Genomic DNA, 12,526 nt, shown 5'->3' on the forward strand with positions numbered 1-12,526 from the left:
CCGGTTTCCGCTACACGTCGTGACTTCCATGAAAGCACCCACCCTGCGCCGCTTCCTCAATGCGTGGCCTCCGTTTTTCTTCACCGGCATACGCGTGGTGAAGCTCGACGATTACCGGCATGCGCGGGTGCGCCTGAAGCTGGCCTGGTACAACCGGAACTACGTGCGCACGCAGTTCGGCGGCAATCTGTTTTCGATGACCGATCCGTTCTGGATGATCATGGTGCTGAAGAGCCTGGGCAACGATTACATCGTGTGGGACCAGGCGGGGGAGATCCGTTTCGTGGCGCCAGGGCGAGAGGATGTCTACGCGGAGTTTCACGTTGACGATGCGTTGCTGGATGAAATCCGCGCGGCGACGGCGGGTGGAGAGAAGTATCTGCGCTGGTTTGATACGGACATCCGCACCGCCTCGGGCGAGCTGGTGGCGACGGTACGCAAGCAGTTGTATGTGAGGCGCAAGAAGCGCTGAACGAGGGGGCGATTCCCCCACCCGTATACTCCACGTCGATCCTGTGAAAACGAGAACCCAGCGCCCCGGTCTACGCATGATGCGATGGTGTCGCATCGGCCTTTACGTAGGTGATGCTGTCGCGACAACCGGTTGCATCGCGCTGGGTTCCTGCGTACGCAGGAACGACGAAGGGGAGGGTGTCGCACGCAGCGACACCCGGGGCTCAGAACACCAGCGAGGCCATCTTGCGGCGGTAGGTGCCTACCAGTTCCGCATTGTCCAGCGTGGCGAAGGCGGCGAGCAGGCGCTTCTTTGCCTGGCCTTCGTTCCAGTCGCGCTGGCGCTTCAGGACATCGAGGAACTGGTCGAGACCGGCGGCTTCCTCGCCTTCGATGAGCAGACGCACGCCGAGCAGGTCACGGGCTTCCCAGTCGTCGCCGTTCGTCTCGATGCGCTGGCGCAGCTCGGCCAGTGACGGGGCGCCGGCGAGGGCACGGGCCAGTTCGAGCTGGCTGCGCAGGCGGACGGCGCGGGCATCGGTGGCGAGGTTGGCGGGCAGGGCGTCGAGTTCGGCCTGGGCCGGCTCCACGCGACCGGCGCGCATCAGCGCCAGGGCAAGATCGAGCTTGAGTTCGGCGCGCTCAGGCTCGGCCGCGATGTCCTGCTGGATGCGGTTGATTGCGTCTTCCGGGGTTTCAACGGCGGCCGGGGCCTCTTCTTCCGTACCGGCTTCGCCGGCCACGATCCCATTACGGGCGAGGAACTCACGGATCTGCCCCTCCGGCTGCGCACCGGCGAAGCCGTCGGCCATCTGGCCATCCTTGATGAGGATGACCGTGGGGATGCTGCGGACGCCGAACATGGCGGCGAGCTGCTGCTCGGCATCGACGTCGATCTTGGCAAGGCGGAACGCGCCGTTGAACTCGATGGCGAGCTTTTCGAGGATGGGGCCCAGCGATTTGCAGGGGCCGCACCACTCGGCCCACAGGTCGACCAGGACCGGGGTTTGCATCGACGCCTGGACGACCTCGCTCTCGAACCCTGCCGTGGTCGCGTCGAAGATGTGTTCGCTGGTGCTCGGGGCGCTGCTCACGGGAAAACTCCTGGGTACGATGGCTATGTGCGGAAAATCGGGTAAGCCCGCAAGCATATCAAGGCCCTGACAGCCCATCAGCGACCCGGTTGGGGGCTTCGTCATGCGCCGTTTACGCGGATTTGCGATCATACGCCACCGGGCCAGTGCGGCCTCGCGCCACTGGAACGCATGGACAAGGCCCCCTCCCTCATCGTCTGCGAACACTGCGATACCGTGTATCAGCGGCGACACCTTGCCCGGGGTGAGGTGGCCCGTTGCAGCGTCTGCGGCGCCGTCCTCGAACGGCATCAATGGCTTGGCGTCGACGGGCAGCTGGCGCTCATCCTCTCCGCGCTCATCGTGTTCGTCATCGCCAACGTGTCGCCCATCGTCACCCTGGGCCTTTCCGGCATGCTGGCCGATACCACGCTATGGGGTGCCGTCATCGCCATGTGGCAGGACGACGCCCAGGTCGTGGCGGTGCTGACGGCGCTGACCCTGTTCTTCTTTCCGCTGTCGCAGATCCTGCTGTTCGGCTGGGTGCTGTGGTTCGCCCGCCAGGGGCGCCGCGCGCCCGGATTCCGCGAGGCCATGTCGGCGCTGGTGAGGCTGAAGCCCTGGAGCATGATCGAGGTCTTCATGCTGGGCGTGCTGGTGGCGGTGGTAAAGGCCCACACCTATTTCGACGTGATTCCCGGTGCTGGCATCTGGGCCTTCGGCTTTCTCACCATCCTGATCACGGTGTTCGCGAGCCACGATCCGCGCAACCTGTGGGATATCACCCGCGAGGACGCCCGATGAGCGCGCTGCCTAGGGCCCGTGAGCTGGGCATGATGAGCTGCCATGTGTGCCGGCTGGTCACCACGTATTCGGAAGACCCGCATGCCTGCTGCCCGCGTTGCGGCAACGCCCTGCACATCCGCAAGCGCGGCAGCCTGGGGCGGGCCTGGGCGCTGCTGATCGCCGCGGCCATCTTCTACCTGCCGGCCAACCTGTTTCCGATCATGCGGACGCAGAGCCTGTTCAGCAAGGACGACAACACGATCCTGAGCGGCATCGTGGAGCTATGGCGGGCCGGTTCGCCCGACCTGGCGATCATCGTCTTCACGGCGAGCATCGTGGTGCCCATGCTCAAATTCATCATCCTGGGCTACCTGCTGGTGTCCGTGCAGCGGTCCAGCAACTGGGGTTCGCGCCAGCGGGCGAAGCTTTATCGCTTCGTGGAGCTGGTGGGGTACTGGTCGATGCTCGATGTCTTCGTCGTCGCCATTCTCTCCGCCCTGGTGCATTTCAAGGTGCTTTCCCGCGTCGAGCCGCTGCCCGGCGTGGTGTATTTCGGCATGGTCGTCGTCCTGACGATGTTTTCGGCCATGAGCTTCGATCCCCGGCTTATCTGGGACAACAGGAAATCGCAATGAGCGACACCAACCAAGGAAACTCGCCGCGCGAGGACGAGCTGCCCCAGCCGGAAGTGCGTCGCTCGAAAATCGGCATCTCGCTGATCTGGCTGGTGCCCATCGTGGCGGCCGCGGTCGGCATCTCACTGCTGGTAAGCCATTACCTGTCGGCGGGGCCGCGCATCACCGTCACCTTCCTCACGGCCGAAGGCATCGAGGCAGGCAAGACCCAGGTCAAGTACAAGAACGTGGTGATCGGCAAGGTCACCAACATGCGCCTGTCGAAAGACCGCACGCACGTCTCGGTGATGATCGACCTGGAGAAAGACGCCCACGGCTTCGCCACCAAGGGCACGCGCTACTGGGTGGTGCGGCCGCGCGTGGGTGCCAGCGGCGTGTCGGGTATCGATACCTTGCTGTCGGGTGCCTTCATCGGTGCCGATGCGGGGGCTTCCGACGATGAGCAGGACGACTTCACCGGACTGGAAACGCCGCCTGCGGTAACGCATGGCGCACCGGGTCGTCGCTTCACGCTGCATGCCGCCGATCTGGGCTCGCTGGATATCGGCTCGCCCGTCTATTACCGCCGCATCCAGGTAGGTCGCATCGTGTCCTACCAGCTCGACGAAGACGGCAAGGGCGTGTCGCTGCAGCTGTTTGTCGATGGCCCCAACGACCGCTTCGTCACCAAGGACACGCGCTTCTGGAATGCCAGTGGCGTCGACGTGTCGCTGGGTGCCGACGGCCTGAAGTTGAATACGCAGTCGCTGGCAACCGTGATTGCAGGCGGCGTGGCGTTCCAGAGCCCTGCGGGTCCGCAGCATGATGAAACGCCTGCGCCGGAGATGAACGAATTCACCCTGTTCGGCGACCAGACCACGGCGCTCGCGCCGCCGGATGGCAAAGCGCGTTATATCCGCATGCGTTTCGCGCACTCGCTGCGCGGGCTCAACGTCGATGCGCCGGTGGAACTGCTGGGCATGAAGATCGGTCGCGTCGTCTCCGTCAACCTCGACTACGACCCGAAGAGCCAGACCTTCCCGGTCATCGTGGGCGCCGTGGTCTATCCGCAGCGCCTCGGCCAGGCGGCCGACAAGCTCGCCAAGGCCGTGGGCGGTGACGAAGACCAGGCCTTCCCGAAGATCATGAGCGGCCTCGTGGCCCATGGCCTGCGTGCGCAGGCGCGTAACGGCAACCTGCTCACCGGCCAGTTGTACATCGCCCTCGACTTCGACCCGAAGGCGCCCAAGGCCACGCTCGACCCGAATGCCAAGCCGGTGGAGATCCCGACCACGCCGGGCGATTTCGATCACCTGCAGGAGCAGCTGTCGAGCATCATCGACAAGGTGCAGAAGATTCCCTTCGACTCCATCGGCAAGAACCTCGACGGCAGCCTGAAGGAGCTTCACGGCACGCTCAAGCAGGTCAACAGCGACCTGCTGCCGGAGGCGAAGAAGACGCTTCAGGGCGTGAATACCACGATGGGCACGGCCAACCAGGCGTTGTCGGAGGACTCCCCGCTGCAGCAGAACATCGGCAACACGATGGAAGAACTGCAGCGCACGATCCGTTCGGTTCGCATCTTCACCGATTACCTCGGTCGCCATCCGGAAGCCTTGCTGCGCGGTCGCGGTGCCGATGCGCCCGCACCGAAGCTCACCGCACCGTCGACCTCCAAGCAGGGCAAGGAAGAACAGCCATGACCACCATCCTCCGCCTTGTCGGCGCCACCACCCTGCTCACCGCCCTGGCGGCGTGCTCATCGGCGCCGACGCATTTCCACACGCTGGTGCCGCGCTCGGTGTCGCCCGTGACCACGGCAGCACCGTTCAACATCGATGTACAGGCGGTCAATGTGCCGCCTCAGGTGGACCAGCCGGCGATGGTATTGCGTCAGGGCGTCAGCACCATCGCGGTGATGGATGGCGAGCGCTGGGCGTCGCCGCTGGGTGACGAGATCCGCGGGGCTCTGTCGGCCGATCTGGCGGCACGCCTAGGTACCCACGACGTGCACGGCCTGCCGCGCGGCAAGGAGCCCACGGTGCGGGTACAGGTGGATGTGCGCCGCTTCGACTCCGAGCTGGGTGGCGATGCCACGCTGGAAGCCGCCTGGTCGGTCCGTGGCAAGGATCAGGCCGCCACCTGCACCTCCCGGGTGGTCCAGCCGGCCGGTGGCAGCTACGACACCCTGGTGGACGCTCACCAGCGGGCCCTGGGTCAGCTCTCCGACGAGATCGCCATCGCCGTGCGGGCGGTGGCCAACGGGCAGGCTTCGGCCTGCCGCTGATCGCCTCGGTCGTCGCTCCGCGTCTGTCGCGGTCGGGACGCCGTGCCTGTGTAGGAGCGCGCCTTGCGCGCGACCGGTTGGATCGGAAGGCATCAGCACCCCGCATCACCGGTCGCGCGCGAGGCGCGCTCCTACACCAGCCAGTCGGGCACCGGGATGCCCTTGCCGCGCAGGAAGCCGGGATTGAACAGCTTCGCCTGATAGCGCATCCCGCCATCGCATAGCACCGTCACGATGGTGTGCCCCGGCCCCAGCTCCCGCGCCAGGCGGATCGCCCCGGCCACGTTCACTCCGCTGGAGCCGCCTACGCAGTAGCCCTCGTCCCGTAGCAAGGCGTGAAGCAGGGGCACCGATTCCGTATCCTCGATTGACCAGGCCAGGTCCACGGGCGCATCGGCGAAGTTGGCCGTGATCCGGCTGCTGCCGATGCCCTCGCTGATCGACGAGCCTTCGGCCACCAGCTCACCGGTGTTGATGAAGCGCGCCAGGGCGGAGCCCGCCGGATCGGCCAGGGCCACCCGTAGCGCCGGATTCCGGGCCTTCAGCGCCCGTCCGACTCCCGCCAGGGTGCCCCCGGTGCCGGCTGCGCAGACGAAGCCGTCCACGTTCCCCGAGGTCTGCTCCCAGATATCAGGCCCCGTGTGCGCCTCGTGCCAGTCGCGGTTGGCCGTGTTGTCGAACTGGTTGGCGAACCACGCACTGCCGGGGGAGGTGGCGTTCAGCTCCCCGGCCAGCGCCCGGGCGATGTGGACGTAGTGCTTCGGGTCCTTGAATGGCACTGCAGGCACCAGCCGTACCTCGGCGCCCGTGACCCGCAGGGCATCGATCTTCTCCCGGCTCTGGGTGTCGGGCATCACGATGACCGTGCGATAGCCCCGGCTGTTGCCCAGCAGGGCCAGGCCGATACCCGTATTGCCCGCCGTCCCCTCCACGATGCTGCCACCGGGCCGGATCAGGCCACGTCGTTCGGCGTCATCCAGCAAGCCCAGGGCTGTGCGGTCCTTGACCGAGCCGCCGGGGCTGAGGAACTCGGCCTTGGCGAGGATCTCGCAGCCGGTGGCTTCCGATGCCTGGCGCAGGCGGACGAGGGGAGTGTGGCCGATGCCGGCGGAGAAGGTGGCGTGGGTGGTCATGGCGGCATGGTAAAGGGCCGGGGCGCCCGCGATAACCCGTCATCTCACATGGAGGCTGGGGCTGCCCCGGCAGGTCGCGGATTCCTGCGATGCCCATGCCTACCGGCTGGATGCCTGTGAATGGACGGATAGCAGGGTTTGGACGTCCATATGAATAATGCCCGGAAATCGCCTTAAGGCAGTGGTGCGTACAGCGCGTGGCAGCCCTCCAGGGCTTGATTCCGGGCGTGAGGTTGTCGGCATGATGGATGTATAGACGTCTAAACGGCTGTTGACACCCCATGGATCGAGGCGTATCGTCGGCTCCACTCATCGAGACCGGCTGAGGGACAGGCCCTTTGAAGCCGGGGCAACCTGCGGATTTCCGCGACGGTGCCAACTCCTGCGGGGCGTGTCGTTCACGTCAGCCGATAGATGGGATGTCCGTTACGGGCGTGCATTCGCGCACCCGCCGCGCCGACAGTCCGTATGCCGGTTCCTCGCAGGGCTCGACCCTTCACGCAGGAACCGCATGACATGTCAGCCGAGCCCGTCACCGTGATCCCTCTCTCTGAAGCGACCGTCGTCGCGGCGCCGCGTTGTGCCGCCGACCTCACCGAGCAGCGGGGCACGCGCCGCGTCTCCTTCGTTCCCAAGTACGGCAGCGACGCCGTGGCCGTGGACGTGCGCTACCTCTGGTGTGGCGCTCCCCATGCACCGACAGTGATTATCCAGGGCGGCATCTCGGCCGACCGCGATGTCTGCGCCGGGCGCGAGCGTCGCACGGGGTGGTGGCAGGAGTTGGTGGGGCATGGCGCGGCCATCGACCTGGCGCATTGCCGCGTGCTCTCCATCGACTGGCTCGTGCCGTCGGATCTGGGCGACGTGCCCTCGGTATCCAGTGAAGATCAGGCCGCCGCACTTGCGGCGCTGGTAGATGAGCTTGGCATCGGTCGTGTGCATGCCTTCGTCGGATCGTCCTACGGTGCGATGACCGGCCTGGCATTCGCCGCCAATCACGCTGACAAGCTCAAGTCGCTGGTGCTGCTGGCCGGTGCACATCGTCCGCATCCGCTGGCGACGGCGCAGCGTTCGATCCAGCGCAGCATCGTTCGCATGGGCATCGAGTCGGGGCGCACCGACGAAGCCCTGGCCCTGGCCCGCCAGCTCGCCATGACCACCTATCGCGGCAGCGAGGAATTCTCGCGTCGCTTCGCAGCAGGCCCCGAACTGCGCGACGGTCGCTTTCATTTCCCGGTGGAGGATTACCTGGAGCATGCGGGGCGTCGTTTTGTCGAACGCTTCGATGCGTCGCGCTTCCTCGTGCTGTCCGAATCCATCGACCTGCATGACGTATCGCCGGAAGCCATCTCGGTCACCACGACGCTGGTCGGCTTTCCCTCTGATCGTCTCGTGCCGCTGGCCGACCTGTGTGAGTTGCAGCGTCGCCTCGGCGGCACCGCCACGCTTGAAGTCGTGGATTCGCCCTACGGCCACGACGCCTTCCTTAAAGAAACCGCGCAGCTCGCTCCCGTGCTGCGTCACGCCATCAACGACTGTCGCGGAGACTGTTGAGCCATGACCGATTCCCGTCTTTGTACCCGTGCCGTTCGTGCCGGTATTGAATCCGATACGCAGCATGGCGCGGTCGTGCCGCCGCTGCATCTGTCCACGAACTATGCGTTTGAAGGCTTCGGTCGCAAGCGCACCTACGATTACTCGCGCAGCGGCAATCCCACTCGCGACCTGCTGGCAGAAGCACTGACCGAACTGGAAGAAGGTGCCGGCGCGGTCGTGACCAACACGGGCATGTCTGCCGTGGCGCTGGCGCTGGAACTCGTGCCGGCCGGTGCGCTGGTTCTCGCGGCGCATGATTGCTATGGCGGCACCTGGCGCCTGCTCGATGCATGGGCGAAGAAGGGTCGCTTCCAGCTGCGTTTCGTCGACTTCACCGATCCGACGGCGCTGGCCGATGGCCTTGCCGCGAAGCCGGCGCTGGTGTGGGTGGAGACGCCGTCGAATCCTCTGCTGCGCATTACCGACGTGCGTCATGTCGCCCAGGCGGCCCATGCGGTGGGTGCGCTGGTCGTAGTGGACAACACCTTCCTCTCGCCTGCGTTGCAGCAGCCGCTCACGCTCGGTGCCGACGTGGTGCTGCATTCCACCACCAAGTACATCAACGGCCACAGCGATGTGGTGGGTGGTGCGGTCATTGCTGCCGATCCCGCCGTCGCGGAGCAGCTGAAGTGGTGGGGCAACTGCAACGGACAGACCGGTTCGCCGTTCGACAGCTTCCTGACCTTGCGCGGTGTGCGCACGCTGGCCGTGCGACTGCGCGCACACGAAGAGAATGCCCGTCGCATCGCCGACCTGCTCGATGCGCACGAAGCCGTCGGCCGCATCTACTATCCGGGCCTGGCCTCCCATACAGGCCATGCGCTTGCGCAGCGTCAGCAGAAGGGCTTCGGCGCGATGCTCAGCTTCGAGGTGAATGGCGGCACGGACGCGATCGAAGCGTTCATCGATGGCCTTCGTTACTTCTCGCTGGCCGAATCGCTGGGTGGTGTCGAGAGCCTCGTCGCGCATCCAGCCACGATGACTCATGCGGCCATGACGCCGGAAGCCCGCCGCATCGCCGGTATTTCGGACAGTCTGCTGCGTCTTTCCGTGGGCATCGAGGATGGTGACGACCTGCTGGAAGATATCGGTGCGGCGCTCGATCGTGCAGCCGACGTCGCCTCGGCAGGTTCGAAACGGAAAGTCGGCGCATGAGCGCGGTGGTCGCCGTTCCCGTGGTGCCGGTCCAGCCGCATACCGCCGCCGTGCTCCTGGGCACGGGCGTCGTGGGCCGGGCATTGCTTACGTTGCTTGCCAGCGGCGCGGCGCGGGATATCCGTCTGGTGGGTGCGGCGAACTCGAAGCGCCAGCATGCGGCCGCGGAGGGTGTATCGCTGGCCGAGATATCGCAGCGGCTGACCTCCAATCGCGAGGGCAGGGACAACGCCCTGCTGCTGGCGGAGCTGGATCGCAGCGGTGCGTCGCGCAAGGTGGTGATCGATGCGACGGCCTGTACGACCGAGGCAGGGCGGCATGCCGAATGGCTTGCCGCCGGCTATCACGTCGTGACGGCGAACAAGGCGCTGGCAGGCGGGCATCTTTCCGGCTGGCGCGCGCTTCAGGCGGCTTCGGCCAGTGGCGCCGTCTATGGTGATGCCGCTACGGTCGGCGCCGGACTACCGGTGCTATCCACGCTGCGCCGCCTGCGTCGCTGTGGCGACAGCCTGCTGACGCTGGAGGGCGTGTTCTCCGGGTCGCTCTCCTGGCTGTTCAATCAGTACGACGGATCGAAGCCGTTTTCCGAGCTGCTGCTCGACGCGCGCCGGCTGGGTTTTACCGAACCGGACCCGCGTTCCGACCTTTCGGGCGAGGATGTCGCGCGCAAGTTGTTGATCATTGCGCGTAACGCGGGCTTTTCGCTGGGCAGCGACGAGGTGGAGATTGAAAGCCTCGTGCCCGAGGCTTTGCGTGAAGTCGATACGAAAACCTTCCTGGCACGAGCGAAAGAGCTTGATGCACCGCTGCGTGCACGTCACGAGCAGGCGAAGGCAAACGGGCGTGTGCTGCGTTATCTGGCCCGTCTCAATCAGCGCGGTCGTGCACGCGTGGGGCTGGTGGAGGTCGAGGCATCGCATCCGGCCGCGCGCCTGTCGGGCACGGACAACCAGTTCGCCCTGACCACCACGCGCTATCACGCCACGCCACTGGTCATCCAGGGCCCGGGTGCCGGACCGGAAATCACGGCCCAGGCCCTGCTGGGCGACGTGCTCTCGATCTGAAACGGCGCCAGATACCCCTGTAGGAGCGCGCCTTGCGCGCGACCAGTCATCGCGAAGAGCGGTCGCGCGCAAGGCGCGCTCCTACAGGAGGCACGAATCACGCCATAAAAAAGCCGCTCATGAGAGCGGCTTTTTCGTTCAACGATGCCCGGTCACTTTCGCGGCTTCATCCGCACTGGGCGGAAGATCCGGTCCGCCGTGCTCGTCGTCGTGATGGAAGCGCGCGGCCTCCACCATCGGCGTGCGCCAGCCCGTGCGGATGCCCCAGAAGTAGAACACCGCGCCGATCACGGCGATGAGCGCCAGGTCGTAGCCATACGGGATGTAGTCATGGCCACCGAAGGTCTTGCTACCTGCCCACGATACGAAGGCGATGACCGGCAGGTAGACGATCAACCACAGCGCGCCCTTGAGGTGGCGGCCGAAGTCTTCGAAACCTGTCTTGGCGGTGTAGTAGAAGTAGATCGGCAGCGCCACGACCATCAGCAGGATGATCTCGCCGGTGAGCGGCCACTTGGCCCAGTACAGCAGCTCGGTGGCGAAGATGAAGGCGAGAGCGGCCAGCACCGGCAGGCCCGGGATGCGCAGCGGGCGCTTCAGCTCCGGCGCCGTGCGACGCAGCGTCATGACGCTGATCGGGCCGGTGAGGTAGGAGATGATCGTGGAGACCGAGATCACCGCCGCCAGCGTGCCCCAGCCACGGAAGCAGAACAGGAAGATGAAGCTCACCACGAGGTTGAGCCACATCGCAGGACGCGGGATGCCGAAGCGCGGGTGGATGTGGCCGAAGATCTTCGGCAGGTGCCCGTTGCGCTCCATCGCGTAGATCATGCGCGCGGTGGTGGCGGTGTAGGTGGCACCGGTGCCGCTGGGGCTCACGAAGGCGTCGGCGTACAGCAGGATGGCCAGCCAGTTGATCATGAGCGCCGTGGCGAGCTGTGCGAACGGCGAGGCGTACTGCAGGCCTGCCCAGCCCTGGCCGAGCTGGTCGGGCGGTACGGAGCCGATGAAGGCGATCTGCAGCAGCACATAGACCACGGCGGCGAGCAGGATCGAGCCGATCACCGCGAAGGGAACGCTGCGTCCGGGGTTGCGCGCTTCGCCGGCGAGATTCACCGGACTCTGGAAACCGTTGAAGCTGAAGACGATGCCCGAGATGGCTACCGCGGTGAGGATCGACGAGATATCTATCGCGTGCGTGCCGCCCTGCGCGCCGATGTGGAAGTTCTCGGGGTGGAAGCTGGTGGAGATGAGTGCGATGGCGGTAGCTGCCGGCACCACGAGCTTGAAGATGGTGATCGCCGTGTTGCTCTTGGCGAACAGCTTCACGCTCCAGAAATTGAGGAAGAAGTACACGAACACGAGCACCACGGCGATCGCGAGGCCCGGCGGCGTCAGCTCGCCGTGGCCGTTGGTGACGACGTAGAGCTCCTTGGTCCAGGCTGCCCATTCCCACGGCCAGGAGGCCATGTACTGCACCGAGGCCTCCGCTTCGACGGGAATCACGGAGACGATGGCGATCCAGTTGGCCCAGCCGGCGATGAAGCCGACGAGTGAGCCGTGGGAGTAGTGGCCGTAGCGAACCATGCCGCCGGACTCGGGAAACATCGCGCCCAGTTCGGCGTAGCTGAGGGCGATGAACAGGATGATGACGGCGCCGATGATCCAGGCGTAGATCGCGCCAGGGCCCGCCAGCTGGGCGGCGTGCCAGGCGCCGAACAGCCAGCCCGAGCCGATGATGGAGCCGAGGCCGGTCAGCATCAGGGCGAAGGCGCCGACGTCGCGGCGGATATGGTGGTGGGACATGGAAACTCCGGTCGGACGGACCGGAAAGACCCGGCCCAGGGCGGCACAAGGGCCGGATAATGACAGCCCGGGGCTCGCCTGTCAGCCGTCCACCCCCTACGCAAACGAACGCTGGCACGATATACACTGGCCGACGCGGTAGGGCGAAAGGGGTTCGGATGCGTTCAATGAGGGTCGTCGGCGGCGTGTTGTTCATTGCCATTCTGGTATGCGGCAATGCCGCAGCCGAAGAGCAATGGAGCGACAACGGCCGCGTGGTCGATTCCGAGTCGTACGACCGTACTGCCAAGGGTTTCTACTTCACGCTGCACCCGGGTGAAGACCCGGTGGAGGCCGTGCGGCGCTGCGCCATAACCATGCGCGAACTGGGGCACCTGGCCTCGGTTTCGTGCTTTGCGTATACGAGCAAGCAGCGGTTCGATACCCGCCAGGGGAAGTTGAGAATCTGCTACACGGCCGTCGCCAACTGGTGGGGACAGGACGAGCCGGTGAGGGTCGAGACGGTAGACCGGCTGCCGCGGGCCTGTCCGATGCGGTGATTCGTAGAGGGACGCGCGAC

Annotated in this window: 12 protein-coding genes and 1 riboswitch; of the genes, 9 read left to right on the forward strand and 3 right to left on the reverse strand. The window is 65.7% G+C overall.

Translation table 11 applies throughout. From position 1 onward, the window contains the following. Positions 1–28: 28 nt before the first annotated feature. On the forward strand, positions 29–472 hold the full coding sequence (locus tag KR767_RS12050) for a DUF4442 domain-containing protein (protein WP_250876483.1): 444 nt from the start codon (positions 29–31) through the stop codon (positions 470–472). A 205-nt stretch (positions 473–677) separates the two neighbouring features. Here the strand turns inward: KR767_RS12050 and trxA are convergent, their stop codons facing one another. Then, the gene (gene trxA / locus KR767_RS12055) at positions 678–1,547 is read right to left on the reverse strand and encodes a thioredoxin (RefSeq protein WP_250876484.1); all 870 of its coding nucleotides are present in this window, start codon (positions 1,545–1,547) and stop codon (positions 678–680) included. 171 nt (positions 1,548–1,718) lie between these two features. Between trxA and KR767_RS12060 the strand changes: the two genes are divergently transcribed. From KR767_RS12060 to KR767_RS12075, 4 genes are read left to right on the forward strand one after another with little or no spacing between them, the layout of a single operon-like run. Further along, the gene (locus KR767_RS12060; protein WP_166947741.1) at positions 1,719–2,330 is read left to right on the forward strand and encodes a paraquat-inducible protein A; all 612 of its coding nucleotides are present in this window, start codon (positions 1,719–1,721) and stop codon (positions 2,328–2,330) included. Continuing rightward, positions 2,327–2,947 (forward strand): paraquat-inducible protein A, encoded by a 621-nt coding sequence (locus KR767_RS12065; protein ID WP_166947743.1) that lies wholly within the window; start codon positions 2,327–2,329, stop codon positions 2,945–2,947. The genes KR767_RS12060 and KR767_RS12065 overlap by 4 nt, the downstream gene beginning before the upstream one ends. Beyond that, positions 2,944–4,629: a PqiB family protein gene (locus KR767_RS12070; RefSeq protein ID WP_166947745.1), complete on the forward strand. Its 1,686-nt coding sequence runs from the start codon at positions 2,944–2,946 to the stop codon at positions 4,627–4,629. The genes KR767_RS12065 and KR767_RS12070 overlap by 4 nt, the downstream gene beginning before the upstream one ends. Beyond that, the gene (locus tag KR767_RS12075; protein ID WP_166947747.1) at positions 4,626–5,213 is read left to right on the forward strand and encodes a PqiC family protein; all 588 of its coding nucleotides are present in this window, start codon (positions 4,626–4,628) and stop codon (positions 5,211–5,213) included. Before KR767_RS12070 ends, KR767_RS12075 begins: the two co-directional genes overlap by 4 nt. 131 nt (positions 5,214–5,344) lie before the next feature. On the opposite strand, the gene KR767_RS12080 is transcribed toward KR767_RS12075, so the two are convergent. Continuing rightward, positions 5,345–6,346, reverse strand: a complete 1,002-nt coding sequence (locus KR767_RS12080) for a cysteine synthase A (protein WP_250876485.1) — start codon at positions 6,344–6,346, stop codon at positions 5,345–5,347. Positions 6,347–6,652: 306 nt separating this feature from the next. Further along, a riboswitch (SAM riboswitch) is annotated at positions 6,653–6,767 on the forward strand. A 95-nt stretch (positions 6,768–6,862) separates the two neighbouring features. Here KR767_RS12080 and metX point away from each other — a divergent pair. The 3 genes from metX to KR767_RS12095 are packed head-to-tail and all read left to right on the forward strand — an operon-like array spanning position 6,863 to position 10,161. Further along, positions 6,863–7,900 carry a homoserine O-succinyltransferase MetX gene (gene metX, locus KR767_RS12085; RefSeq protein WP_250876486.1) on the forward strand — a complete coding sequence of 346 codons (1,038 nt, stop codon included), beginning with the start codon at positions 6,863–6,865 and terminating at the stop codon, positions 7,898–7,900. A gap of 3 nt (positions 7,901–7,903) precedes the next feature. Next, positions 7,904–9,097 carry a cystathionine gamma-synthase gene (gene metB / locus KR767_RS12090; RefSeq protein WP_250876487.1) on the forward strand — a complete coding sequence of 398 codons (1,194 nt, stop codon included), beginning with the start codon at positions 7,904–7,906 and terminating at the stop codon, positions 9,095–9,097. Continuing rightward, positions 9,094–10,161, forward strand: coding sequence for a homoserine dehydrogenase family protein (locus KR767_RS12095; protein ID WP_250876488.1), 1,068 nt, complete (start codon positions 9,094–9,096; stop codon positions 10,159–10,161). The genes metB and KR767_RS12095 overlap by 4 nt, the downstream gene beginning before the upstream one ends. Positions 10,162–10,299: 138 nt before the next feature. Here the strand turns inward: KR767_RS12095 and KR767_RS12100 are convergent, their stop codons facing one another. Beyond that, a complete protein-coding gene (locus KR767_RS12100; protein ID WP_166947757.1) occupies positions 10,300–11,967 on the reverse strand; it encodes an APC family permease in 1,668 nt (555 codons plus the stop codon). Positions 11,968–12,134: 167 nt separating this feature from the next. On the opposite strand from KR767_RS12100, the gene KR767_RS12105 reads away from it, so the two are divergent. Beyond that, a complete protein-coding gene (locus KR767_RS12105; protein ID WP_250876489.1) occupies positions 12,135–12,506 on the forward strand; it encodes a hypothetical protein in 372 nt (123 codons plus the stop codon). Positions 12,507–12,526: the final 20 nt, after the last annotated feature.

It is taken from the genome of Luteibacter anthropi (assembly GCF_023699965.1).
Classification (GTDB): Bacteria; Pseudomonadota; Gammaproteobacteria; order Xanthomonadales; family Rhodanobacteraceae; genus Luteibacter; species Luteibacter anthropi.